The 25,685-nt window shown below is 64.1% G+C and carries 20 protein-coding genes; 12 read left to right on the top strand and 8 right to left on the bottom strand.

Annotated elements, in window-relative coordinates; translation table 11 throughout:
* Positions 1 to 12: 12 nt before the first annotated feature.
* The 3 genes from sucB to KPL76_RS11945 all read right to left on the bottom strand — a co-directional run bounded on the left by sucB (position 13) and on the right by KPL76_RS11945 (position 4,484).
* Positions 13 to 1,452, bottom strand: coding sequence for a 2-oxoglutarate dehydrogenase, E2 component, dihydrolipoamide succinyltransferase (gene sucB, locus KPL76_RS11955; protein ID WP_216333739.1), 1,440 nt, complete (start codon positions 1,450 to 1,452; stop codon positions 13 to 15).
* Between the two features lie 51 nt (positions 1,453 to 1,503).
* Entirely contained in the window at positions 1,504 to 2,877 is a 1,374-nt protein-coding gene (gene lpdA, locus KPL76_RS11950; RefSeq protein WP_216333738.1) for a dihydrolipoyl dehydrogenase, read from the bottom strand.
* 95 nt (positions 2,878 to 2,972) lie between these two features.
* Positions 2,973 to 4,484: a leucyl aminopeptidase gene (locus KPL76_RS11945; RefSeq protein WP_216333737.1), complete on the bottom strand. Its 1,512-nt coding sequence runs from the start codon at positions 4,482 to 4,484 to the stop codon at positions 2,973 to 2,975.
* A 77-nt stretch (positions 4,485 to 4,561) separates the two neighbouring features.
* Between KPL76_RS11945 and KPL76_RS11940 the strand changes: the two genes are divergently transcribed.
* The gene (locus KPL76_RS11940; protein WP_216333736.1) at positions 4,562 to 5,512 is read left to right on the top strand and encodes a proteasome assembly chaperone family protein; all 951 of its coding nucleotides are present in this window, start codon (positions 4,562 to 4,564) and stop codon (positions 5,510 to 5,512) included.
* Between the two features lie 153 nt (positions 5,513 to 5,665).
* Here the strand turns inward: KPL76_RS11940 and KPL76_RS11935 are convergent, their stop codons facing one another.
* Positions 5,666 to 7,051, bottom strand: a complete 1,386-nt coding sequence (locus tag KPL76_RS11935) for an IS1380 family transposase (RefSeq protein ID WP_216333735.1) — start codon at positions 7,049 to 7,051, stop codon at positions 5,666 to 5,668.
* Between the two features lie 219 nt (positions 7,052 to 7,270).
* Between KPL76_RS11935 and KPL76_RS11930 the strand changes: the two genes are divergently transcribed.
* The 4 genes from KPL76_RS11930 (at position 7,271) to KPL76_RS11915 (ending at position 12,270) form a co-directional block, all read left to right on the top strand.
* Positions 7,271 to 8,584: a nitrate/nitrite transporter gene (locus KPL76_RS11930; RefSeq protein ID WP_216333734.1), complete on the top strand. Its 1,314-nt coding sequence runs from the start codon at positions 7,271 to 7,273 to the stop codon at positions 8,582 to 8,584.
* Positions 8,585 to 8,797: 213 nt separating this feature from the next.
* Complete coding sequence (locus tag KPL76_RS11925; protein ID WP_216333733.1) at positions 8,798 to 10,174, top strand: RNA polymerase sigma factor; 1,377 nt, start codon at positions 8,798 to 8,800, stop codon at positions 10,172 to 10,174.
* 3 nt (positions 10,175 to 10,177) lie between these two features.
* Positions 10,178 to 11,461 (top strand): MurT ligase domain-containing protein, encoded by a 1,284-nt coding sequence (locus KPL76_RS11920; protein ID WP_216333732.1) that lies wholly within the window; start codon positions 10,178 to 10,180, stop codon positions 11,459 to 11,461.
* Positions 11,458 to 12,270 (top strand): type 1 glutamine amidotransferase, encoded by an 813-nt coding sequence (locus KPL76_RS11915; protein ID WP_216333731.1) that lies wholly within the window; start codon positions 11,458 to 11,460, stop codon positions 12,268 to 12,270. The genes KPL76_RS11920 and KPL76_RS11915 overlap by 4 nt, the downstream gene beginning before the upstream one ends.
* A gap of 266 nt (positions 12,271 to 12,536) precedes the next feature.
* Here KPL76_RS11915 and KPL76_RS11910 read toward each other — a convergent pair whose 3' ends face one another.
* Positions 12,537 to 14,618, bottom strand: coding sequence for a type IIA DNA topoisomerase subunit B (locus KPL76_RS11910; RefSeq protein ID WP_216336433.1), 2,082 nt, complete (start codon positions 14,616 to 14,618; stop codon positions 12,537 to 12,539).
* Between the two features lie 208 nt (positions 14,619 to 14,826).
* On the opposite strand from KPL76_RS11910, the gene KPL76_RS11905 reads away from it, so the two are divergent.
* On the top strand, positions 14,827 to 15,063 hold the full coding sequence (locus tag KPL76_RS11905) for a hypothetical protein (protein ID WP_205108558.1): 237 nt from the start codon (positions 14,827 to 14,829) through the stop codon (positions 15,061 to 15,063).
* A gap of 151 nt (positions 15,064 to 15,214) precedes the next feature.
* Here KPL76_RS11905 and KPL76_RS11900 read toward each other — a convergent pair whose 3' ends face one another.
* Positions 15,215 to 17,704, bottom strand: coding sequence for a DNA topoisomerase (ATP-hydrolyzing) subunit A (locus tag KPL76_RS11900; RefSeq protein WP_216333730.1), 2,490 nt, complete (start codon positions 17,702 to 17,704; stop codon positions 15,215 to 15,217).
* Between the two features lie 65 nt (positions 17,705 to 17,769).
* On the opposite strand from KPL76_RS11900, the gene KPL76_RS11895 reads away from it, so the two are divergent.
* Complete coding sequence (locus tag KPL76_RS11895; protein ID WP_216333729.1) at positions 17,770 to 18,918, top strand: alkaline phosphatase family protein; 1,149 nt, start codon at positions 17,770 to 17,772, stop codon at positions 18,916 to 18,918.
* A gap of 62 nt (positions 18,919 to 18,980) precedes the next feature.
* Here KPL76_RS11895 and sepH read toward each other — a convergent pair whose 3' ends face one another.
* On the bottom strand, positions 18,981 to 20,270 hold the full coding sequence (gene sepH / locus KPL76_RS11890) for a septation protein SepH (RefSeq protein ID WP_216333728.1): 1,290 nt from the start codon (positions 20,268 to 20,270) through the stop codon (positions 18,981 to 18,983).
* 202 nt (positions 20,271 to 20,472) lie between these two features.
* On the opposite strand from sepH, the gene KPL76_RS11885 reads away from it, so the two are divergent.
* Complete coding sequence (locus KPL76_RS11885) at positions 20,473 to 20,766, top strand: DUF4193 domain-containing protein (RefSeq protein WP_205108569.1); 294 nt, start codon at positions 20,473 to 20,475, stop codon at positions 20,764 to 20,766.
* Between the two features lie 17 nt (positions 20,767 to 20,783).
* On the opposite strand, the gene KPL76_RS11880 is transcribed toward KPL76_RS11885, so the two are convergent.
* Entirely contained in the window at positions 20,784 to 21,239 is a 456-nt protein-coding gene (locus KPL76_RS11880; RefSeq protein ID WP_216333727.1) for a DUF3093 domain-containing protein, read from the bottom strand.
* A 51-nt stretch (positions 21,240 to 21,290) separates the two neighbouring features.
* Between KPL76_RS11880 and dut the strand changes: the two genes are divergently transcribed.
* From dut to KPL76_RS11860, 4 genes are read left to right on the top strand one after another with little or no spacing between them, the layout of a single operon-like run.
* The gene (gene dut / locus KPL76_RS11875; RefSeq protein WP_216333726.1) at positions 21,291 to 21,728 is read left to right on the top strand and encodes a dUTP diphosphatase; all 438 of its coding nucleotides are present in this window, start codon (positions 21,291 to 21,293) and stop codon (positions 21,726 to 21,728) included.
* Complete coding sequence (locus tag KPL76_RS11870; RefSeq protein WP_216333725.1) at positions 21,721 to 22,425, top strand: DUF3710 domain-containing protein; 705 nt, start codon at positions 21,721 to 21,723, stop codon at positions 22,423 to 22,425. The genes dut and KPL76_RS11870 overlap by 8 nt, the downstream gene beginning before the upstream one ends.
* A gap of 12 nt (positions 22,426 to 22,437) precedes the next feature.
* Positions 22,438 to 23,226, top strand: coding sequence for a DUF3159 domain-containing protein (locus KPL76_RS11865; protein ID WP_216333724.1), 789 nt, complete (start codon positions 22,438 to 22,440; stop codon positions 23,224 to 23,226).
* A gap of 50 nt (positions 23,227 to 23,276) precedes the next feature.
* Complete coding sequence (locus KPL76_RS11860) at positions 23,277 to 25,673, top strand: HAD-IC family P-type ATPase (RefSeq protein ID WP_216333723.1); 2,397 nt, start codon at positions 23,277 to 23,279, stop codon at positions 25,671 to 25,673.
* Positions 25,674 to 25,685: the final 12 nt, after the last annotated feature.

The raw sequence follows: 25,685 nt of genomic DNA, 5'->3' as shown, positions 1-25,685 counted from the left end.
GTTAAGCGCTCCTCAGATACCGAGCTTGGAGGCGAAATCGCCGCCCTCGAGGCGGTTCTTCACTGCGACCAGGAAGCGCGCGGCATCTGCACCATCGACGATCCTGTGGTCGTAGCTCAGAGCGAGGTACACGGTCGAGCGGATCGCGATGGCGTCAGCCCCGTCGACAGTCACGACAACCGGCTTCTTCGTGACGATGCCAGTACCGAGAATGGCGACCTGGGGGAGGAACACGATCGGCGTATCGAAGAGGGCACCACGCGAACCGGTGTTGGTGAGCGTGAAGGTGCCCCCACCGAGCTCGTCAGGCTTCAGCTTGTTGTCACGCGTGCGAGCAGCGAGATCCGCGATCTCTTTGGCCAGGCCGGCGAGGTCCAGTTCGCCGGCGTTGCGCACGACGGGAGTGAGGAGTCCCCTCTCCGTGTCGACAGCGATGCTGATGTTCTCCTTGTCGGGGTACACGATCGAGTCGCCATCGATGGTGGCGTTGATGATCGGGTAGGCCTTCAGTGCCTCTGCGGCGGCCAGGGCGAAGAACGGGAGGAACGAGAGCTTCGTTCCCGTCTTCTCTGCGAAGGACGCCTTGACGCTGTCGCGGAATGACGCAACCTTCGTGACATCGACCTCCACCACGCTGGTGAGCTGGGCGCTTGTCTGCATGGAGATGACGGCGCGTTCTGCGACCACCTTGCGCAGCCGCGACATGGGCACCGTTGTGCCACGAAGCGGTGAGACTTCAAGAGGCGCCGGGGCAGCGGGAGCTGCTGCTGCAGGAGAAACGGTTGCTGAGGGACGAGCCGCGACTGCAGCAAGCACGTCTTCTTTGCGGATGCGTCCGCCAACTCCGGTGCCGGCCACACTGGCGAGGTCGATGTTCTGATCGTTCGCCAGTTTGCGCACGAGCGGCGTCACGTAGCCGGAGTTGCTGGTGCTTTCGGCGACAGGTGCAGCCGCAGCCGGCGCCGGTGCGGGGGTAGTGGGTGCAGGTGCTGCGGGTGCAGGTGCTGCGGGTGCCGGAGCTGCAACGGGTGCGGGAGCTGGAGCAGCAGTTGCGGGTGCTGCAGGAGCCTGCGCTGCGGGAGCCGGCTCAGGCTCCGCTGGTGCGGGAGCTGCGGCTTCGGTCGGCGCATCGACGGAGGGTACTTCGGCAACAGGGGCCTCGGCGGTCGGCGCGGCGGCTTCGGGCGCCGGAGCCTCTGCAGGTGCCGCACCCGACCCGTCGCCGATTGTGACCAGCGGCGTGCCCACCTCGACTGTCTCGTCTTCCTGCACGAGGATCTGCTCGATGACTCCAGCGATCGGCGATGGGATCTCGGTGTCGACTTTGTCCGTTGACACTTCGAGAAGGGGTTCGTCGACTTCGACGCGGTCCCCGACGTTCTTGAGCCAGCGGGTCACCGTTCCCTCGGTCACACTCTCGCCGAGTGCAGGAAGGTTGACGGATTCGCTCATCAGTGTGTCTCCTCTTCAGAAACAGTTCAGGTGTTGGTTTGTAGTTTATGTCTAGAGTGCGTGGAGCGGTTTGCCAGCAAGCGCGAGGTGCGCCTCGCCGACTGCTTCATTCTGGGTCGGGTGGGCGTGGACCAGCGATGCCACATCTTCGGGGTAAGCCTCCCAGTTGACGATCAACTGGGCCTCGCCGATGAGCTCGCCGACACGTGCCCCGATCATATGGATGCCGACGACGGGCCCGTCGTTGACCCGAACGACCTTGACCGAACCAGCGGTGCCGATGATGTGGCTCTTGCCGTTGCCTGCGAGGTTGTAGTCGTACGACGAGACCTTGTCGGTGCCGTACTTCTCAACGGCCTTGGCCTCCGTCAGGCCGACAGAGGCGACCTCGGGATCGGAATACGTCACCTTCGGGATGTTCACGTCTTCGACGATCTGCGGCGCCAGGCCAGCGAGTTCCTCTGCGACGAAGATGCCCTGCTGGAAGCCGCGGTGTGCCAGCTGGAGGCCGGGGACGATGTCTCCGACTGCGTATACTCCGGGAACACTCGTCTCAAGCCGTTCGTTCGTGATCACGAAGCCGCGGTCGACCGTGACACCCGCTTCTTCGAAACCGAGGCCGGCAGTCTGTGGTCCGCGTCCGACGGCGACCAGGAGCAGTTCTGCCTCGATGGTCTTACCGCTCTCGAGCGTCACCACGACGCCGGAGTCGTTCTGCGTGACGCTCTGGAAACGAACGCCGAGGGAGAACTCGATGCCGCGCTTTCGGAAGGCGCGCTCGAACTGCTTGCTGACCGATTCCTCTTCATTCGGCACAAGGTGGGGCAGAGCTTCGATGATCGACACTTCAGACCCGAAGGACTTCCACACACTGGCGAACTCGACACCGATGACGCCTCCGCCGAGGATGGCGACCTTTTTTGGAATGAAGTCGAGCGTGAGTGCATGCTCGGAGGTGATGACTCGTCCACCGATCTCGAGCCCCGGGAGGGAGCGCGAATACGAACCGGTTGCGAGGATCACGTTCTTGCCGACATAGCTGTCGTCACCGACCCGCACCGTCTTCGGGCCCACGAGCCGACCCTCGCCACGGATGACGGTGATCTTGCGGGCGTTGATCAAACCTTCGAGACCCTTGAACTTGCTCGCGACGATCGCCTCGCGGTACGCCGTCACTGCAGCGAGGTCGACGCCATCGAACGTGGTCCTGACGCCGTACTTGCCGGCATCGCGAGATACATCGGCCACTTCGGCGGAGTGCAGGAGTGCCTTGGTCGGAATGCAGCCCTTGTGCAGGCACGTTCCGCCCAGTTTGTCCTTCTCCACCAGCGCGACGCTGAAACCCAGCTGGCTGGCACGAAGAGCTGCCGCGTAGCCGCCGCTTCCTCCGCCGAGAACGACAATGTCAAAATTCTGCTCAGACACTCAAAGACTCCCTTAGCGTTTCGTATCCGTGAAACGACCGGCCGACAACAGCAGGTCTCTCGATGGCGAGATATTTTTTCGCCCTCCCGAGCCTACTACTCGGATGCACGGCCGAGCTTCTCCGCGACATCGAGCAAAGTGCGCACGGTGACACCCGTCGGGCCCTTCGGTGTGAACCCGTAACCCTCGCCGCCGTTGACTGCAGGGCCAGCGATGTCGAGGTGGGCCCAGGGGATCTGCGCCCCACCCTCGGCTGTCTTGCCGACGAACTCGCGAAGGAACGCGGCGGCGATCAGCATGCCACCAGCTGTGTTGCCTGGCTTGATGTTCTGGAGATCGGCGATGTCGGAGTTGAGCATCGGCCGGAACTCCGAGGGAATGGGCATCGGCCACAGCGTCTCGCCGACAGCTTTAGCCGATTCAATGACGGTGTTCACGAGATCGTCGTCACCGAGAGTGCCGACGTAGCGGTTTCCGAGTGCCGTCACTGATGCACCGGTCAGTGTGGCGACATCGATGATGGCGTCGGGGAATTCCTCGCTGGCGGCAACGAGTCCATCGGCGAGCACCAGCCTGCCTTCCGCATCGGTGTTCAGGACCTCGACCGTGCGCCCGCCGTGGATCGTGAGCACATCGCCGGGCCTGATGGCAGAGCCGGAAGGCATGTTCTCAGCGAGGCACAGCCATGCCGTGATCCGAACGGGCAGCGAGAGTGCTGCAGCGGCGAGGGTCACAGCGAGAACCGTCGCCGACCCGGTCATGTCGTTCTTCATGCCGATCATGGAGCCCGGCGGCTTCAGTGAGAGTCCGCCGGAATCGAAGGTGATTCCTTTGCCGACCAGGGCGAGGTGGCTCGACGAGGCAGCGGGTTCATAGGACACCCGCACCAGGCGCGGGCCACGTGTCGAGCCTTGACCGACCCCGAGGATCCCCCCGTATCCCTCCGCTTCGAGTTCTGCCACCTCCCACACCTTCAGGGACACCGGCAGGCCCTCAGCAGCGCTTCTGGCACGCTCCACCAGCGACTCGGGGTAGAGGTCGAGGGGAGCCTCGTTCACGAGGTCGCGCACCAGGTACACCGCCCTCGCGGTCTCTCGGGCCTGGGTCGCTGCCGCTTCCGCCCCGTCGAGGCCGGTGGGCACAACCAGGAAGTTCGCGCCGAGTTGCCGGGCATCCAGAGACGCCTTGCGATAGGTGGTGTAGCTGTAGGCGCCGAGCGCAGCCCCCTCGAGCACAGCGCGAACGTCGGCGACGCCGGTCACCGGCAGAGCAAGCGCGAACGAGGCGAACCCACGGATGCGCCTCGTTGCAACGCCCGCAGCATACCGCAGCGACTCCGCTGTCGGGCCGGCCTGCCCGAGCCCCACGACCACGATCACCTTCGACCGGATGCCCTCCACCGAGGGCATTCGAACGACCTCGTCCTTCTTTCCCGTGAACCCGAGCCCGTCGAACATCGATTCGATGCTGTCCGCCACACCGGCGGGCAGGTCGTCACTGCCGAGAAGGAAGAGCCGATCATCCGTTCGCCCTGCCGCGAGAACGAGAACATCGGCGTCGAGGTCGTGGGCGGGAGATTCTGCAACCGAAATATCTGGAAGAGTCATGTCAACAAGTATCGCGTTCGCTGAGGGCAGTTCTCCAACCGGGGCGCGGCCGTGCGCGCTCGGATTAGAGTGGAAACATGAAGGATCCGGCGGAGTTGTACGAACTGGCAGACGAGGTCGGCCTGATCCCGCAGGGACTGCCGTTGGTGGCGGCCCTGACGGGTTTCACAGACGCGGGCGGTGCGGTTTCACAACTCGGTGAGTATGTGCTCGACACTCTGAACAGTCGGGTGGTGGCTGAATTCGACGCCGATGCCCTGCTCGACTACCGGGCGCGACGACCCATCATCTACTTCGACCAGGACCACCTGACCGACTACCAGCCGCAGACTCTTCGGCTCTACCTGGTGAATGACGAGCTGGGCCAGCCGTTCTTGCTGCTGCACGGCTTCGAGCCCGACTTCAAGTGGGAGCAGTTCACGGCTGCGGTCCTGCAACTCATCGATCTCTTCCAGGTCAAGACGACGACCTGGGTCCACGCCATCCCGATGCCTGTTCCGCACACACGCCCCATCGGGGTGACCGTGAGCGGCAACCGCATCGAGCTCACTGATGCGATGTCAGTCTGGCGGCCGCACACCCAGGTGCCGTCGAACGCCCTTCACCTGGTCGAATACAGGCTGGCAGAGCTGGGTCACCCGGTGACCGGTTTCGTTCTGTTGATTCCGCACTACCTCGCCGATACCGAGTATCCCTCTGCCGCCGTCGCCTCACTCGAGAGCATCAGTGCGGCCACCGGGCTCATCTTTCCGACGGATCGCCTGCGCGAAGAAGGTCGTGAATTCCTGACGAAGATCGGCCAGCAGGTCGAGTCCAACCCGGAGCTCGAGAAGCTGGTCGGCACACTCGAAGAACGACACGACAGCTACATGCAGAATTCCGGCCTGCAGAACGCCGGATTGAGGTCCCCGTTGACGGACGAAGACGGTGAGCTGCCGTCAGCAGACGAGATCGCAGCGGAGCTCGAGAACTTCCTGGCGATCAAACGCCGCGGCGACGACGCCTCGCCCGGTTTCGCCGGCCTCTAAGCCTGGATTCACCGATGTTTTTGAGTGGTGAGCCGTTGACGGTTTCTGGGCAGTTCGGTGTTGCTGGGCGTGCTGGTGTTGCGTCCCTCGCTGGCCGCGGTGTTCCACTGGTTCGTTTCGTCGTTGCCTGGGGTGGCATGTTGGTCGGGTTCGTCAGCGTCGTGGTGGAGCCAGCGAATGCGTGACGAGCGTGGTCCATGCGGTTTCCCAGGGCCAGTTCTCGGGGAGATGCAGTCGAATGCGGCGCGCGGACGTCGCGATCCTCGCGGGGATGTTGATGAGTTTCTGGCGGATCGTCCCGGTCGTCGCGGACGCGAGAGCGGAGCCGGTGATGGTCGCGGCGGTGCGGGTGAGGTTGAACGCGATGACGGCGAGGACGAGCCAGGCGGCGTTGGCGGTGAAGACGCCTGAGGGCATGTGGGCGAGTGCGGAGTTCTTCAGGTCTGCGTTGACTTGCTCGATGATCGCGTGGCGGCGGTGGATCTGGTCGGCGGTGATCGTGTCGAGGGTGCTGGTGGTGAAGAACGCGTGGAAGCGGTGCGTGTCGAACAGGGTCGGCTGAGACAGCTTCTTCTTGTTCAGTTCAGGGATCCGCCGCACCACGAGGCGCCCGTGCACGTGGTCCTTCTTCGGTCTGGAGGCGAACGCAGTGAACGGGACCTCGGCGACTTCCGCGACAGAGGTCCAGGTGGCGGTGTCGGGGTCATAGATCGCGTTCGGATACTCGATCTTCGTCCAGGCATCATCCGGGATGGCGTGGATCGCGCGTTTCACCGCGGGATCCTGCCGGGCGGTGATCGACACGTTCGCGCCCGCGCGGAGCGCGGCGCTCACCGTCGCGTGTCCGTAGTAAGCGGAGTCCGCGCGCAGCAGCACCGGTGCAGCGTTCATCCCGGGGAGTCGGGTGACGGTCTTGAGCGCGTCGGCGACGATCCGGGCAGCGCCTCGTGGGGACCCGGCCGCACCCTTGCGGAGGCGCTGCCCGATGACCACGGGAGCGGTGGTGTCGGTCGATACGGTCGCGAGCAGCGCGTTGATGCCGCGGACACCGGAGTATCCGAACCCGGCGCCCTGCTTCTTCGGGCCGTGCACTTCGATGATCGTGTCATCGACATCAACGAACACCAGCCCGCCGTCGGCGGGCGGTGACACGATCGGAGCCTCAGCGGCGAGGTTGATCAGCAGCCGGGACGCGACGGCGTCGAGTTGGCGGACGTGCCCGAACGTAAACGATCGGAGGAACGACCCCAACGTCGAGGGGGCGTAGATCGATGTGAAGATCTTCCCCATCCCGCCGTGGCGCAGCACCGCCATGTCATCAATCGAATCCGCGCCGGCGACCATCCCGGCCACCAGCGAGGACACCTTCAACCCGGCATTCGCGCCCTTGTCTGTCGGGACGCTCAACCACTGGTCGGCGAGGTCACGGAGGCCTGCGTTCTCGGCGAGGCGCATGACCGGGAGTAAGCCGACGGACGACACGAGATTCGGGTCATCGAATGACCAGGCAGCGGACCGGGAGACGTGAGAAACTTGCACCTGCGAGATGCCTCTCTTTTCAGAGTAATAGGACCTTAGACAAGCTCTATTTTCCCTGATCAGACAGGCATTCTCCGTTTAACGCGCCGACCTCAACTCATACTCCATCGGTGGATCCAGGCTAAGAGAAGGCCCGCGGTCGCGAGCCTCTGATCGTCGACCCCGGGTTGCAGCCGGGTGGCGCATCGGGTGTGAGTTGCGTTCGGTATTATCGAATCAATGAACTCCAGACGCTCGTGGGTGATCTTCGGCGTGGCCGCGATCGCCTACATCGCGGCTGTCCTGCAGAGAAGCACCCTCGGGGTGGCTGGCGTCGCAGCGTCTGACAGGTTCCAGACGTCTGCGGCAATTCTCTCGAGCCTCGCCGTCGTGCAGTTGATCGTGTACGCAGCACTACAGATCCCCAACGGGATCCTCATCGACAAAGTCGGACCTCGCTGGCTTGTTGTCGTGGGAACGGCGGTGATGGCCGTCGGCCAGCTCATTCTCGCCTTTTCGCCAGACATCAGCATCGCGATCGTCGGCCGGATCCTTGTGGGCGCAGGGGACTCTGCGATCTTCATCTCGGTGATCAGGCTCGTCAACTCGTGGTTCTCGGGCCGAATCGTGCCTCAGGTCTCCCAGTGGATGGGCAATCTCGGTGCCCTCGGGCAGATTCTCTCTGCCGTGCCCTTCGCCTACCTTCTGCACCTCGCCGGCTGGAGCGTCGCCTTCGCCTCTGCGGCCTCCGTTGCGGTTCTCGCCTTCGTTCTCAGCCTCATCGTCCTGCGCGACAGGCCGCAAGCGGTGATTGCACCGCCTGCCCCGAGTTTTCGCACCGTCCTGGGGCGACTGGGCCCCACGTTGAGGCGTCCCGGTACCCAACTCGGGTTCTGGTCGCACTTCGTCACACAGTCATCAGGAACCGTCTTCAGTCTGTTCTGGGGCTTTCCGTTCATGGTTTCGGCCCTCGGCTACGACACCGGCTTTGCTTCCGGGCTCCTCGTGGTGATCGTCGTGACCGGTCTGATCTCCGGGCCGATCCTCGGCCTGCTCACAGCACGGTTTCCGACGAGGCGGTCGAATCTCGTGCTGGGAATCGTGGCCATGCTCGCAATTGCCTGGACCACTGTGCTGCTCTGGCCAGGCACACCACCCGTCTGGCTCATCATTCTGCTTGTGGTAGCCATGGGAGTCGGAGGGCCTGGTTCGCTGATCGGGTTCGACTTCGCGCGCACCTTCAACCCGCCGCACACCCTTGGTTCGGCGAACGGCGTGGTGAATGTCGGGGGGTTCACGGCCAGTTTCACAATGATGTTCCTCATCGGTGTGCTCCTGGATCTTCAGCACAACCTCGGGTGGAGCACGAATCTGTACGACCTCAGCGCGTTCAAGATTGCTTTCTGCGTGCAGTATGTCGTGATCGGAGCCGGCGTCATCCTCCTGCTGAGAGCCCGAAGGCGAGCACGTCGACAGCTCGAGGAAGACGAGGGAATATCGGTGGCACCGCTGTGGGTTGCACTGACTGAGGCATGGACGCAAAGAAAGACTTGACAAATCGTGTTGAGGTCAGAATGTTTCTCAATCCGTGCAATAATTAGTGCTAGAGACCCGTTCTTGTATTGGGGTGGCCGTTCATACGGCAACGCAAAAGCCCAGCACTTGACATGGGTCTTAGTAATGTCAAAAAACAACTCCGGTCGACCTTGACTCGGGCTCGCCAGATCTGGCGTTCCTGGTTTCTCGCCCGGTGTGAAAGGTGATCTCATGGCCACCACGAAAGCTCCCTCCGCCACAAAGGCGCCCGCTGCCAAGGCGCCTGCAACCAAGACCGCTGCGGCAGCCAAAGCTCCCGCAACCAAGGTAACGGCAACCAAGACAACGGCAGCCAAGACAACAGCAGCCAAGTCGGCCGCCGCCAAGAAGACCGGGCCTGCCGTCAAGGCGACTGCCCGCGGCAAGGCAACGGCAAGCAAGGCATCTGGCGCCAGCGACGCAGACGACGACGACGAAGCGGTCGAACTCGACGACGTTGTCGTGGTTGAAGACGACACCGAAGACGTGCTCGTCGTTGTTGCCGTGCCCGACGCCGACAGCGACTCGGCCGACGATTCGGATTCCGACGACGACTCCAAGAAGTCGGCATCGACCGAAGACCTACCCTCGGGCGCACTCGTCCTCTCGCTCGTCGACGATGACGATGACGTTCCCGTCTACTCGAGCGCAATCACGGGCGCCACAGCTGACCCGGTCAAGGACTACCTGAAGCAGATCGGCAAGGTCGCGCTTCTGAACGCGGCCGAAGAAGTCGAGCTCGCCATGCGCATCGAGGCGGGGCTGTTCGCCGAAGACAAGCTGGCGAACGCCGAGGGCCTCACTCCCCAGGTCAAACGCGAACTGCAGTGGGTCGCCAAAGACGGGCAGCGGGCCAAGAGCCACCTGCTCGGCGCGAACCTGCGCCTCGTCGTGAGCCTTGCCAAGCGCTACACCGGCCGGGGAATGCAGTTTCTCGACCTCATCCAGGAGGGAAACCTGGGCCTCATCCGTGCCGTCGAGAAGTTCGACTACACCAAGGGTTTCAAGTTCTCGACGTACGCGACCTGGTGGATCCGCCAGGCGATCACGAGGGCAATGGCCGACCAGGCGCGCACCATCCGCATCCCGGTCCACATGGTCGAGGTCATCAACAAGCTGGCTCGTGTCCAGCGCCAGATGCTGCAGGACCTCGGTCGTGAACCCACGCCAGAAGAACTGTCGCGTGAACTCGACATGACCCCCGAGAAGGTCGTGGAGGTTCAGAAGTACGGTCGCGAGCCCATCTCTCTCCACACCCCGCTCGGTGAAGACGGCGACAGTGAATTCGGTGACCTGATCGAAGACACCGAGGCAGTCGTGCCCGCTGACGCCGTGGGCTTCACCATGCTGCAGAAGCAGCTCGAGTCGTTGCTCGACTCCCTCTCTGAACGCGAAGCCGGCGTCATCCGCATGCGCTTCGGCCTCGGAGACGGCATGCCGAAGACTCTCGACCAGATCGGTGACACGTTCGGCGTGACGCGTGAGCGCATTCGCCAGATCGAGTCCAAGACGATGGCCAAACTCCGCCACCCCTCGCGTTCGCAGTCGCTTCGCGACTACCTCGAGTAGACCTTGAGTCTTCGCACCACGACGGCTGTTCTGGTCGGCCGAGCCGTTCGGCTCGCCGCACGTGCGCGAGGCGGCGGTTCGGCCATCCCGGGCACCATCGCGCTCACGATCGCTCCGCGCTTTCTCGAAGACACGATCTCGCGCATCCCGCTCGGTGTTGTGGCGGTTTCGGGTTCGAACGGTAAATCGACCACCACGAACATGCTGGCGGCGATCCTGCGCGAACACGGGCTCAAGGTCTTCACGAACCCTTCCGGTGGCAACCTGCCTCAGGGCATCGCGTCGTCTGTTCTCTCGAGTGTTTCGGTGACCGGTGTGCTCGACGCTGACATCGCGATTCTCGAGGTCGACGAAGGCTACGGCCCCAAGATCGCGAAGATGCTGAAGCCGACGACCGTGCTGCTGCTGAACATCCAGATCGACCAGCTCAACAGGTACCACGAGCCCGAACGAGTCGTGAGGATGCTCGAAGAAGTGGCCGGCACTGCCACCCGGGCCCTTGTGCTCAATCGTGACGACAACCACCTCGTGGACCTCGACTCCCGCCTCGCCGGCTCTCGTGAGGTCACGTTCTTCGGTGCCGCTCCGGAGCTCATCGCCGCCTCGGCCCACGGAGTCGCCTCGGCGGACCGGTTCGGTACAGGCGGCGTGCAGGCAGGGGATCGCGAAGCCGAGGTGACGGTGACCGACCTCGGTGAGAGCCAGGCTGTGCTCGCGATCGACGGGCGTGACGTGGCAGTGAGGCTGCCGGCCAGGGGCCTGCACTACGCACTCGATGCCGCCGGTGCCGCTGCCACGGCTAAGGCGATCCTCGGTGACCGCTTTCACCCTGGGCTCGTGACGGCGGCCCTCAACGGCCTCACGACGGTCTACGGCCGGGGCGAGTTGCTTCACGTGGGCAACGAAGCCATCGAGATCATCATGATGAAGAATCCGGCGAGCCTCCAACTGAACCTCGATTCGCTCGAAGCGGCGCCAGAGCAGGTCTTCATGGCGGTCGACGAGGGAACGCCCGACCCGTCGTGGATCTATGACATCGACCTCAGCAGGCTCGACCACGTCGACGTGATCACCGGCTCGAAAGCGTGGCAGTTCGCTGTTCGGTTCGGGTACGCCGGGATTCCTGTCGGAACCGTCGAACTCGACGTGCGTTCGGCGATCAAACAGTTTCTCGCCCTTCCCCGGCCGAATACCGGGCGAAAGACGATGATCCTGAACTACGAACAGATGATGCTCATTCGCAAGATCCTCGGTTTCAAAGAGCTCGAAGGCGGGGGCAAGTCATGACCGGATTGCGCATCTCCCACCTCTTCCCTCGCACCCTCGGAATGAACGGCGAGAGCGGCAATGTCGACGTTCTGCGCTTCCGCGCCGAATCACGCGGTCTCACCGTAGTAGTCGACCGGATTGAGCACGGCGACATCATCTCGCCGGAGACCGACCTGGTGTTCATCGGCAGCGGACCGGTCTCGGCGCTGATCGAGACCGAGCCGTGGATCGACGAGGTGTCGCCCGCCCTGCACACGCTGGCGTCAGCAGGGGTGCCTCTGCTTGCTGTCGGCGGTGGATTCCAGCTGCTCGGCGAATGGGTCAGGCTCGCGGATGGCCGGGAGCTCGAAGGTGCCGGAGTGTTTCCGGTGACGACCACAGTTGCGGGGGAGCGAGTGGTGGGCGACTTCGTCATCGAGTCCCGCCTCGGCCTCCTCGTCGGCTTCGAGAACCGTGGTTCGTATGTCGACATCGGCGATGCGACAGCTATCGGGCACGTCATCTACGGGCGTGGCAACGTCGCGGCCACAGGGCCCGGGGCCAGCGCTGGCGCGGCAGCTGTTGCGGCATCCGGGGCGAACGCGGTCGGTACCCTCCTCGTAACCCCCGACGAGCGCGTCGAAGGCTACTGGGTGGGCAACCTCATCGGTACACACCTCCACGGCCCCGTGCTGGCGAACAATCCGGCCCTGGCCGACTGGCTTCTGGAGGCTGCACTCGCGCGCCGCGGAGAGACTCTGCCAGCGGCGACGGCCGAGCTCGACGAGATCGATCGGCGTGCATCCGAAGCTCGCAGCACGATCGCGGCGGCTCCCCTCAGCGAATAGGGTCAGATCGACTGATCGTCGGCCCTCGTTCCGGCGCGAATAGTGCGTTGAGGTCAACCAGCGCCGACGAAGCTATGCTTCGTCGGTTCGCTAGGTGTCGATGCGCGCGCTGGAGCTATGGCGATTGCACAGCAATCGCGCGACGCCAGCGCCGACGAAGCTATGCTTCGTCGGTTCGCTAGGTGTCGATGCGCGCGCTGGAGCTATGGCGATTGCACAGCAATCGCGCGACGCCAGCGCCGACGAAGCTATGCTTCGTCGGTTCGCTAGGTGTCGATGCGATCGCGCGACAACCCTGAGCTCCCGGCGATGATGAACTCCTTGCGCGGGGCGACATCGTCGCCCATCAGGAGCTCGAAGGTGCGTTCGGCGGCCTGGGCATCGGTGACGCGAACCCGGCGAAGCATTCGGTGTCGCTTGTCCATCGTCGTCAATGCGAGCTGGTCGGCATCCATCTCGCCGAGGCCCTTGTACCGCTGGATCGGATCCTGGTAGCGCTTGTTCGTGCGCTTCAGCCCGGCAAGCACGCCCTGCAGTTCGGTCTCCGAGTAGGTGTAGATGGTCTCGTTCGGTTTGGTGCCCGGATTCATCACGACCACCCGGTGCAGCGGAGGTACTGCCGCGAAGACACGCCCAGCGTCGATCATCGGCCGCATGTACCGGAAGAACAACGTCAACAGCAGTGTGCGGATGTGTGCGCCGTCGACATCGGCATCGCTCATCAGGATGATCTTGCCGTACCTGGCCGAATCCAGGTCGAACGAACGGCCCGACCCGGCGCCGAGCACCTGGATGATCGAAGCACACTCGCTGTTCGAGAGCATGTCGGAGACCGACGCCTTCTGCACGTTCAGGATCTTGCCGCGAATGGGCAGCAGGGCCTGGAACTCGCTGTTGCGCGCCAGTTTCGCCGTGCCGAGCGCCGAGTCACCCTCGACGATGAACAGTTCACTCGAGACCACATCGCTGCTGCGACAGTCGACGAGCTTCGCCGGCAACGATGAGCTCTCGAGCGCATTCTTTCGGCGCTGTGTCTCTTTGTGGGCGCGCGCCGAGATACGGGACTTCATCTCGGCGACAACTTTGTCGAGCACCAGCGCTGTCTGGGTCTTGTCGTCGCGTTTCGACGACGAGAACCTCTCGGAGAGCGACTTCGTCACGACCGAGGTCACGATGTTGCGAACGGCAGGCGTTCCGAGGATCTCCTTGGTCTGGCCCTCGAACTGTGGCTCCGGCAGCCGAACCGTCAACACCGCGGTGAGACCTGCGAGAACGTCTTCTTTGTCGAGCTTGTCGTTGCCGACCTTCAACCGGCGTGCGTTGGCTTCGACGGTGGTGCGCAGAAAGCGGAGCAGCCCTGCCTCGAAACCGGCGAGGTGCGTGCCCCCCTTCGGGGTGGAGATGATGTTGACGAAGGTCTTGACCGTCGTCTCGTACCCCGTTCCCCACCGCAGGGCGACATCGACCGTGCAGTCCCTGGTGAGCTCGGTTGGCACCATCGCCCCGGCATCGCTGAGTACGGGCACGGTCTCGGTGAAGCTGCCATCACCCGTCAGGCGCCAGGTGTCGGTGAGCGGGGCATCCGGTGCCAGAAAGTCGACGAACTCGGCAAGACCCCCCTCGTAGCTGAACGATTCGTGCAGAGTCTCTTCGCCACGGTTGTCGGTGATGTCGAGCGAGAGCCCCGACACGAGGAACGCGGTCTGGCGTGCCCGGTCGACGAGCTCGTCGGTCTGGAACTGCGTGGACTCAGTGAAGATCTGCGGGTCGGCCCAGTACCTGATGCGGGTACCGGTCACACCGCGGGCCACCTTGCCGACGACACGCAGTTCGCTCTTGTTCTCGAACGGAGTGAATTTCGACGAAGGAGTCGGTGCACCGGCATCGGCGAAATTGCCCGGCTCCCCTCGGTGGAACGACATCGCCCAGGTCTTGCCGTCACGGTCGACCTCGACGTCGAGCCGCTCAGACAGCGCGTTGACAACCGAGGCGCCCACGCCATGCAGCCCACCAGAGGCCGCATACGAACCCGAACCGAATTTGCCACCGGCGTGCAGCTTGGTGAAGACCACTTCGACGCCAGACAGGCCGGTGCGCGGCTCGATGTCGACCGGTATGCCGCGAGCCCTGTCACGCACCTCGACGCTGTTGTCAGGGTGCAGGATGATCGAGATCTCGTTGCCGTGGCCACCCAGCGCCTCGTCGACCGAGTTGTCGATGATCTCCCAGAGGCAGTGCATGAGCCCGCGTGGCCCCGTCGAGCCGATATACATGCCAGGGCGCTTGCGAACAGCTTCGAGACCCTCGAGAACCGACAGGTGCCTGGCCGAGTAGTCGGAGGATGCCACAGAGTTGCCCTTCGTGATGGGTTGACGGGTTCCCACCCAACCACCAACCATACTTTCGGGCACTGACATCAGACGGCATCGACACCCGAATGCGGGTGTGCCGTACGCGCACAGCGAAACACAGACGAATGTAACCTAGTGGGAACATACTCATGCTTGTATTGGTTACACAGATTGTCTGAGGTACGAACCCGTGAGGAGCCAGAAGATGCAAACAATTGCAACAGAGACCAGCGTGGTGGGCGATCTCGAAGTGAGCCGTCAGCTGACCGGTGCCGACCGCTGCGACAGCTGTGGCGCACAGGCCTACGTCCGTGTCGAGATGGCCAGCGGTGAACTCCTGTTCTGCGCGCACCACGGTCGCGAGGTCCACGCCAAGCTGTTCCCCATCGCCAAGAGCTGGCACGACGAGTCCGCGCGACTGCTCGAAGACCACCGCTCGTAGTAGCCACTACGCACGCTTGAAGAGCGGCGCCTCGGCATCACTGGATGCCCGGCGCCGCTTTTTCGTTTCCTGCGGTTTCGATACGGGGCGCTTCGCGCCCCTACTCAACCAGCGGTCAGCCCAGCCAGCCTCATCAGCCCGGCCAGCCGTCTCAATCAATGGAGACGGCGAAGCCGATCGAGCCGACGGCGGCAGCCAGGGGAGTACCTGAGGCATCACGTTTCGCGCCCGCATCTGGAAGGGTTCGCACCGCACCGTCTGCGGCCACAGCGAGAGCCGGGGCCTGGCCGACCCAGGCGAGTTGGAGTGCATCTTCGCCCCTCAGGAAGCGATGCGCACGCACTCCACCCGTGGCACGGCCCTTCGGTGGGAACTCGGTGAACCGGGAGACCTTGGCCGACCCGGTGTCTGTACCGGGGAGAACGCCGGAACTGCCAGCGACAGTCGCGACCACGATCTGCAGCTCCTCGTCGGCGTCAGTGCTCGGCACAACGGCGGAGAACGCAATGACCGTTGCTCCCCCCGACAGGCTCATGCCGGCCATGCCTCCGGCCAGGCGCCCCTGCGGGCGAACGCTGGCCGCCGGGAAGTGCAGGAGCTGGGCATCCGTTGCCACGAACACCAGGTTCGACGACTCCTGTGCCTGCGCTGCACCGACGACCTCGTCGCCGGGCTTCAGGGTGATGAGCTCGAAGTCCGGCTTGTTCGGCCAGTCGCCGGGCGTGACGCGTTTCACGACCCCCTGTTTCGTGCCGAGCGCGATCGGGGTCTCTGAGGTGAGCGAGACGAGAGCGACGACGCGTTCGCGCTTGGCATCGACGGCGAGATAGTCGGAGATTCGCACCCCGGCGGCGAGCTGGATCGACGCCGAAGGGGCCGACGGCAGGTCGAGCACCGACATGCGGATGACGCGGCCCAGGTTCGTGACGGCGCCGATCTCCGTGCGGGTTGTCGTGAGCACCGTGGAGCGGACGGCATCGTGTTTGCTGCGACGCGCGTGAGCCGCAGCATCCGGAGCCTGCTCGCCGTCGTTCGGAAGATCGACCCGAAGTGCCCTGCCGGTCGTGCTGAGGAACACACGGCAAGGAGTGTCTGCGAGTTCGAGCGAAGGCAGGCTGCGGCCGCGGGCCGCCGCGGGCGCCGCTGCGCGGGCCTCGGTGAGCATCGTTCGGCGCGGCGTGCCCAGCTTGTCGGCGACGTCGTCGAGCTCTTCTGAGACGGTCTGCCTGATGAGAGCCTTGCTGGCCAGGAGCGCTTCGAGGTGCTCGATCTCGCGGCGGAGCTGATCGCGTTCGGCCTCGAGTTCGATGCGTGAGAACTTCGTCAACCGTCGAAGGCGCAGCTCGAGGATGTAGTCGGCCTGCAGTGTGTCGAGGTCGAAGACGTCGATCAACCGGACCCGCGCCTGCTCGGTGTCGTCGCTGTTGCGAATCACCTGGATGACCTCGTCGATGTCGAGGATGGCGATCAGGAGCCCCAGTACGAGGTGCAGCCGATCGCGTCGCTTCGTGAGCCGGAACTGCGTGCGCCGGGTCGTCACCTCGATGCGGTGGTCGATGTAGACCTGCAGCAGCTCTTTCAGCCCGAGCGTCTGGGGCTGGCCGCCGACCAGCGCGACGTTGTTGATGTTGAACGAGTCTTCGAGCGGCGTGAGTTTGTACAGTTGCTCGAGCACCGCCTCGGGGCTGAACCCCGTCTTGATGCCGATGACGAGCCGCAGGCCGTTCGTGCGGTCGGTGAGGTCGGTGACGTCGGAGATTCCCTGCAGCTTCTTCGCGTTCACGCCGTCTTTGATCTTCGAGATGACCTTCTCGGCTCCCACGAGGTAGGGCAGTTCGGTCACGACGAGACCCACCTTGCGGGCAGTCAACGTCTCGACGCTGACCTTCGCCCGGGTCTTGAACGCCCCCCGGCCGGTCGTGTAGGCATCACGGATGCCCGCCAGACCCACGATCGTGCCGCCCCCCGGCAGGTCGGGGCCGGGTATGAACGACATCAGGTCATCGACGGTCGCGTCGGGGTGCGTGATCAGGTAACGGGCACCCGAGACCACTTCGATGAGGTTGTGCGGCGCCATGTTCGTGGCCATACCCACGGCGATGCCGCTCGCGCCGTTCACCAGCAGATTGGGGTAGGCCGCAGGCAGCACGTCGGGCTGGGTGAGCTGGTTGTCGTAGTTGGGAACGAAGTCTACGACATCTTCGTCGAGCCCGTCGGTCATGAGCAGTGCAGCCGGCGCGAGACGGGCCTCGGTGTACCGCGAGGCCGCCGGGCCGTCGTCGAGCGAACCGAAGTTGCCGTGGCCGTCGATGAGGGGGAGCCGCAGGGTCCAGCTCTGCGCCAGACGAACCATGGCGTCGTAGATCGATGCGTCGCCGTGCGGGTGAAGCTTTCCCATCACCTCGCCGACCACGCGGGCCGACTTGACGTGGCCCCGGTCGGGGCGAAGCCCCATCTCGCTCATCTGGAAGAGGATGCGGCGTTGTACAGGCTTCATGCCGTCACGGGCATCCGGAAGTGCACGCGAATAGATCACCGAGTAGGCGTATTCGAGGAACGACCCCTGCATTTCGCTCGAGACGTCGATGTCTTCGATGTTCTCGACGATCGGAGCTTCGGGTTCGGGAGTTCTGGGCGTCATTCCTGCAGTTTCATCGAAGGTTGTCAGTCGCCGTGGGCCGGCACGATTGTGTCAGACTGGGCGCAATGCCCCCCATGCTACCGGCCCTCGATCAGGCTGCCCCTCACCTCACAGACGTGTTGCCCAGTTGCCTCGCCGCGCTGTCGGGGTCGGCCAATCGCCTGGAGCTTCCCCCGGCCGAACGGGCGGTGGTCGTACTGGTCGACGGCCTCGGCGCTTCGTCGCTGCGGGCGAGTGCGGGGCACGCACGCCATCTCGCCGCGAAGCTCACCAAGAGGGCGCGACTGGTGAGCGGCTTCCCGACGACCACGGCAGTAGCGCTGGCATCATTGACGACAGGTGTCTCTCCGGGTGTTCACGGGCTCGTCGGCTACACCGCGCTCGTGCCGGCAGCAGATGCCGTGCTGAACCAGCTCACCGGTTGGGGAGCCCAGATGCAGCCGGCCGAATGGCAGTCGCAGCCGACCATCTTCGAGCAGGCGACCGCGGCGGGTGTGGAGTGCACGGTCGTGGGTGCTGCGCGCTACGAGAACAGCGGGTTCACCGGAGCGGTGCTGCGCGGAGCCGCGTACATTGCCGGCAAGAGCATCGCGGAACGGTTCACCGCGGCACGCGCTGTGCTCGATCGCGGCGGGCGCAGCCTGGTCTACCTCTACATTCCTGAACTCGACATGGCAGCCCATGCGTTCGGCTGGCAGTCAGACAAGTGGCGGGCGGCCCTCGAAACGGTCGACGCCGAAACGCACAACTTCGCCGAGCACCTGCGCAAGGGCGAAGGGATGCTCGTGACCGCCGACCACGGAATGCTCGACATTCCTCTCACCTCCCACGTGCTCATCGATGCCGACCCTTCGCTGGTGGCTGGCGTCAGGCACGTGGCTGGCGACCCTCGCTGCCTGCAACTGCACCTCGAGCCTTCACTCGACCAAACGGAACGGGCCGGGCTCCTTGAGGCGTGGCGGGCGGCAGAGGGGGAGAGGGCGTGGGTCGTGACCCGCGACGAGGCGATCGAGGCAGGGTGGTTCGGTGAGGTGCTGCCGGGCATCCGCTCGCGAATCGGCGACATTCTGGTTGCCGCGCGAAAGAATGTGGCCTACTACGACTCGCGCCGAACTCCGGTGGCCAAACGCACCATGATCGGCCAGCACGGCTCGTGGAGTGACGACGAGCTGATCGTGCCTCTCTTACGCTTCGGAGCCTTCGACCGCAACTGACGTGGGCAGCTGACAGGGACGCAGCTGACGGGCACGCAGCTGACGGGGTTTGAGTAAAGCGTCTAGCCCAGGTCGTCGTCTGAGCGCGCCCCGAAGACGATCTCGTCCCAGCTCGGCATCGCCGTGCGGCTCGCGCGCTTTCGTGTGCCTGTTGCCGAAGACGACGTTGGTGAAGCATCGTTCGCTGTCGCAGAACCGGGGGGCACTTCCAGGCCATCGAGGGCGATCTCGCTCGTCTCCGGGTTTGCGGCGGCCTGGGCAGGTTGCCTAGCCGAGAAGCCACTGAATGGTGAAAGCCTGGCCATGGGCCGGGTTTCACCCTCGAGCGCGTCTGGTGCGTCGATGAGGTCGAAATCGTCGGAGGCATCGACCAGGAACGAGGCGGATTCGCGCTCGCCCCGGCGTCGCCGTAGGGCCTCGAGGAGGTCGGCCGTCTCGTTGTGGGCTGCAGGGCGCTCGGCTGCACGATTCACTGCAGCCGCCGAGGCCGCAGCAGACGATTCGCTCGAGCTGCGGGTGAACGGCGTCGGCTCCACGAGAACGGCAGGCACTCCGGGCACGGATGCCCCGGATGCCGGCATGGTGCCGATCGTCGGGGTCTCACGCGTAGTGGACGGATCTGAGTCGAGAGCGGAATCGAGTTCGTCGAAGCTGAGGCCGTCGCTCTGCCTCACCTCTCTTTCATGCCTCGCTCCGTCTGCTCTCTCTCTGCCGCCCGCACTCCTGTCGATAGCGCTCTTGTCGACGACGCGAAGGCGAGGAATGAGGCCGTCGGAGATCTCACCGTGTTGCGAGAGAGTGACCGCCCCGGAGTTCAGGGGCACCAGGGTGTGCCGCTTCACGTCGAACTGCCACCGGGCGTCGTGGTCGATGGTCGAAGCGGTGAAGGTGAGCTTGACGATCCAGCCCGCCTCTTCTTTCCAGCTCGCCCAGCGGAGGTCGACAGCTTCGAGCCCCGCGAGGCGTTCTTCGATGACGTCACCGAACGTGGAGGACTGGTCGTCACCGAGTGGGTCGCTCCGGAGGGGGTCGACACTCGACGCGATCTTCACGGGAACCCGAAGCGCAGAACTCACGATGTGGAGTCGTTCAGCGAGCACTGGCCCTTCGAAGCGCTCGACGTACTCGAGAGTGGCTCCTGTGGCCCTGGCGACGTCTTCAGCGCTCATTCCGGCACGGATCTGGGACTGGATCTCTCGCGGCGAGACCTTCACACCGGCGCTCGGCGTCGTCGTGCTCTGCCGCAGGCGCGACTGGAGCACCTCGTCGATGGCTACGCGGTATCGCTCACCGGTTTCGGAAGTGACGAGAAGTGCCCCGTTTTCGATTCCGATGACTGTTAGATCCTGCATGGTGAAAGTCCCCGTCTTGGTCTGGAGTTGCCTGCAAGGATGCCATGACAAACGCCCCGAGGTCGGGAATGTTCAGGGCGTGCCGTAAGTTGCTACGGGCGAGGAGTGTGAGCCGCAGATGCGCGGTTTGCTATTCCCCTTGGAATGATGCAAACTAACGCCGCCGATTTTGTTTCAGCTGGCGTATGAGAAGTGGATAAGCATGGCAACCGATTACGACGCTCCGCGCAAGACCGACGACGATTCAGATTCCATCGAGGCGCTGAAAGAACGCGTCCCCGACAAGATGTCTGGAGTTGTAGACGTCGACGACGCCGACAACCCCGGTGGGTTCGAACTCCCGGGTGCAGATCTCTCCGACCTCGACCTCGACGTGGTGGTTCTGCCACCCCAGGCAGACGAGTTCACCTGTGTGAACTGCTTCCTCGTGAAGCACCGCTCACAGATCGACCACCAGACGAAGCTGGGCCCGGTCTGCATCGAATGTGAAATGTGAACAATAGATAAATCGTCTTACTGACCAGCGAGCTCGTGGTGGGCCCTTTCGAGGGCGGCCACGAGCTCGTTCGGGTTTCGGGTCGAAACCAGCCAATAGGGCACCGGGTCCTGCGGGTCGTGCACCCAGACCTTGACGACAGGCTGGATCCACCCACGGATACACAGCCATGCCCGTGCGTCGAGCTTCTGCCCTCGTGCAAGTGTTGCAGCGCTGCCCGTGAAGGCTTCCGGTTCACCGAGGAGTGAGACGGGAATCCTTGCCTTGCCGGCCTGGAACACACCGTTCTCGATCTCGACGACGGGTGAGAGAACGAGAAGCGCCGCCACGCTTCCGCCGTAGAGCACGATCGCGCAGATGATGCCGGCAAGCATGTTGATGGGTGCGAACACCAGGATGCTCGCCGGCACCAGCAGCACCAGGTAGATGTACACCCGTGCTGAGGGGCTCAGTCTTTCTCGATACGTCGACATGCCTCTATTCGATCAGAGTTTCGGCTGGGAAATCTGCACTACCCTCGACTCGTGACTGAAAGCATCGAAGTACTCATCAAAGCTGAGCACATTCCCAGCTACGCTCACCCCGGTGATGCCGGAGCCGACCTGCGGTCAGCCGAGGCTCTCACACTGGCCCCCGGGCAGCGACACACCGTCGCCACGGGCGTGTCGATTGCCCTGCCCGACGGGTTCGTCGCATTCGTGGTCCCGCGCAGCGGGCTCGCGAGCAAACACGGCATCACGATCGTCAACTCCCCGGGAACGGTCGATGCAGGGTATCGGGGCGAGATCAAGGTCGCTCTTCTGAATACTGACATCAGCGTGCCGTACGATATCGCCGTCGGCGACAGAATCGCCCAGCTGATCGTGATGCCCGTGAGTCGGGCCACATTCGTGCCGGTCGACGAGTTGCCGTCGAGTGACCGAGGAGCCGGCGGCTTCGGGTCGACCGGAAAAAATGACTGAAACTGAGGACGTTCTCGCTGTGACTGACAACAACGAACCGATTGAAACCGAACTCGAAGGGAGCGAGCTCCAGGAGGTCTCCCTCGAAGAAACGTCTCCTGTGCAACAGGACGCAAAGTCGGCTCCGGAGAACCGGGCCGACGAGGGCCCCTTCGACGCAGAAGAGGCCAACCCGGCGAGGCCCTACGTCGACCTCGGGGGTGTCAAGATCCTCCCGCGCGAGGGGCTTCAGCTCCGGCTCGAGGTTGAAGAGGGCACGAACCGGGTCGTCGCGGTCGGTCTCGACTTCGCAGGCTCCACCCTTCAGGTCCAGGCCTTCGCTGCCCCCCGCTCCACGGGACTCTGGCACGATATCCGCGGGCAGATCCGCGAACAGATCACTGCCCAGGGAGGCAGGCTCACTGAGCAGGAAGGCGTATTCGGGCCCGAGCTCATCGCCGAAGTACCTGCCACCGCGCCTGACGGCACGACCGTGACCCGGCTCGCCCGCTTCATCGGTGTCGACGGACCGCGCTGGTTCCTCCGGGGTGTGATCGCCGGCGAAGCGATGGTGAACGAAGATTCCAGGGCGGCCGTGGAAGAGCTCTTCCGCAGTGTCGTCGTTGTGCGGGGCGGCTCGCCCATGCCACCGCGCGACCTGATTCCTCTCACCATTCCCAAGACATCGGCAGCTCCGAACGCCTCGACGACGCTGTAACGGCACAGCTCGATGACAGACCAGGAACCGCCGCGCTACGGAGAACGAACCACCGGCGAGCCGCTTTCACAACCGCCCGCTCAGCGGCCGGATCCCGGGGCCGCACAAGAACCAGACGATCACCCGATAACACTGTCTGACGCGTTTGCAGCAGCCGCGAGGCGTTCCGGGATCGGCCAGGTCGAACCAGGCCAGGCGCCCACGGCCCACTCACTGCTGCGGGCGATGGGCGGTGCAAGGGGCCTCATCGAGTCGATCCTGCCGGGCCTTGCCTTCCTGGTGATCTACACGTTCACAAAAGACCTGACTCCGAGCGTGATCGCGCCAGTCGCGGTCTCTCTCGTGTTCATTCTGGCGCGTGCTGTGACGCGAAGCGCCGTCATGCCTGCTGTCGTGGGATTGCTCGGGGTCGCCGTTTCAGCAGCTCTCGCCCTCTTCACCGGGCGAGCGGAAGACAACTTTCTGCCGGGCCTGGTTATCAACGCCGTATCGCTCGTCGTCCTGCTCGGGTCGATCGCTGCACGCTGGCCGCTCATCGGACTGATTGTCGGAGTGCTCACCGGCGATGCCACCGGATGGAAGAGCGACCCCGCCAAATTCAGGGTCGTGCTGATCGCGACCTGGTGCTGGGTCGGACTCTTCGGCATTCGGCTCGGCGTCGAATTGCCGCTGTATCTGGCCGGTAACGCCGAGGCTCTCGGTTCGATGAAGCTCCTGCTCGGCATACCGCTGTACGCCGGCATGCTCTGGGTCACCTGGCTGCTCGTGCGGGCCGCATTCGGTCACGAGAAGAAGCAGTAGTCGCTGGGCAACGCGCCAGGCGACGAGAATCACCGGAACGGGTTCAGACAGTGGCATTCGATCCAGGCCTGACGGGAGCCGACGTAGCCGAGCGTCTGCGCAACGGCCAGGTGAATGTCACGCATGCGCCGACCTCGCGTTCGCTGAGGAGCATCTTCGCCGAGAACGTGTTCACCTTCTTCAACGGCATTCTGACGGTCTGTTTCATCGCGGTCATTCTGCTCGGCGACCTGCGCGACGGCTTCTTCTATGGCGTGGTCGTCTTCAACGCACTCATCGGTATCGTGCAGGAGCTGAGAGCCAAACGGGCGCTCGACCGGCTTGCGTTGCTGGCCGCCCCCGAGACGGCGGTTCGTCGCGACGGAGCACTGCAGATCATCCGACCAGAAGAGGTGGTGCTGGGTGACCTGGTCATCGTGCGCCCTGGGGACCAGATCACCGCAGACGCCGAAGTGCTCGTGACGACGGCACTCTTTCTCGACGAGTCGCTGTTGACGGGCGAATCCGACCCGGTGGCGAAGAAGCCGGGTGACCACCTGATGTCGGGGTCGCTGGTGTCGTCGGGCACGGCTGAAGCTCGCGTGATCGCGGTGGGGGCGGATTCCTATGCGAGCAAGCTGACAGCGGAGATCAAGAGGCACAGCCTCGTGCATTCGGAGCTGCGGGCGGCCACCAATCGCATTCTCGTGTACCTTTCGTGGATCCTGGTGCCGATGATCATCATCATCGGTTTTGGCCGAATTGCCACGTACGGTGGCTTTGCAGCATTGGCGAACCCGGCAGACCAGAGCTGGCGTCTTGCCCTCATCGACGCCGTCGCGGGTGTTGTCGGCATCATCCCTGAAGGGCTCGTACTGCTCACCAGCCTGGCCTTCGGTGTCGCCGCAATCTCCCTCACCCGGCAGAAGGTGCTGGTTCAGGAACTCGCGGCCGTCGAGGTCCTGGCGAGGGTGGATACGCTGTGCCTCGACAAGACCGGCACACTCACCACCGGGGCAATCGGGTTCCATGGACTCGAGAGTCTGCCCGGTGATGACGGTGACCTCGACGACTGTCGGGTCGCCCTCGCTGCCCTGGCCACCGACGACGCCGGCAACTCGACCTCGCGTGCGCTGTCGAATCATTTCGAGCTCGGTGATGCCGTCGTGGGGGAGAGGCTGGCGTTCAGCTCGCAGCGGGCCTTCAGTGCCGTACGGCTCTCGTATCGGGTTGCCGCACCCGGTGGGCACGACGACGGCGTCACGTGGCTGCTGGGGGCTCCCGAGAAGCTGCTGGCCGGGCATCCGGTGGCCCTGACGGCGGCCAACACGATCGCGTCGAGCGGGCGCAGAACCCTCGTTCTCGCGCGCACGGAGTACCTGCCGACTCACTTCGTCGACCACCCCGATGCTGTCGCCTCGTGCTCACCGGCCTGTTTTGTGATCTTCGAAGAGACCGTGCGGCCCGACGCGCGCGAAACTCTCGACTACTTCGCCGAAGAGGGAGTGCGCGTCATCGTCCTGTCGGGAGACAACCCGCGCACCGTAGCAGCCATCGCCCGAAAGCTCGGCCTGGGTGAGGCGGCGGTCGACGCCAGCCTGCTCGACAGCGACGACGAATTGACGGCCGCCCTCCTGGAGTCGAACATCTTCGGGCGCGTGTCGCCGGCGCAGAAGCAGTCCGTGGTTGCGCTCCTCCAGGGCCAGGGTCGCTCGGTCGCGATGACGGGTGACGGCGTGAACGACGCGATGGCAATCAAGAATTCCGACCTCGGAATCGCGATGGGCAACGCGACGCCCGCCACACGCGCGGTCTCCCGGATCGTGCTGCTCGACAGCCGATTCGACCGGATGCCCGAGGTACTGATGCTCGGACGACGGGTCATCGCCAACGTCGAGCGGGTCTCGAACCTGTTTCTCTCGAAGACCGTCTACGGGATCGTGCTGGCACTGTTCACCGCTGCCTTCGCCTGGGAATTCCCCTTCCTGCCGCGACAGCTGACCCTGGTCTCGGTGCTCGCGATCGGTGTGCCGTCGTTCTTTCTCGCGCTGGCACCCAACCGGCGCCGGTATCGCCACGGAATCCTCCCACGAGTGCTCAAATTCTCCCTGCCGACGGGCGTCATCGCGGCGACCGCTTGCCTGGTGGCATACGGCCCGCTCCGGGAGACGCTGCCGCAGCGTGAAGCCCGCAGCCTCGCCACCATCGCCCTGTTCATCGTGTCGCTCTGGATTGTCTCCGTGCTGGCGCGCCCCCTCTCGCGGCAGCGCGTGGCGCTCGTGCTCTCGGTGTCGCTCGCCTTCGTATTGGCATACCTGCTGCCGTTCACCCGGGACTTCTTCCTGCTGGAGGTGTCGCTCTCTCCGTGGCTGTTCTACGTGGTGGGCGTGGGAATCGCCGGAGCCTTCGGAATTGAGATCTACTACCGCTTTGCCAAGCGACGTGGGCTCGTCGTCGACAGGGAATGACGTACGCGCAGG

The sequence above is a fragment of the Subtercola sp. PAMC28395 genome, from assembly GCF_018889995.1.
Classification (GTDB): domain Bacteria; phylum Actinomycetota; class Actinomycetes; order Actinomycetales; family Microbacteriaceae; genus Subtercola.
Note: the sequence above shows the minus strand (reverse complement) of the source record. Positions and strands in the feature narration are given on the sequence as shown.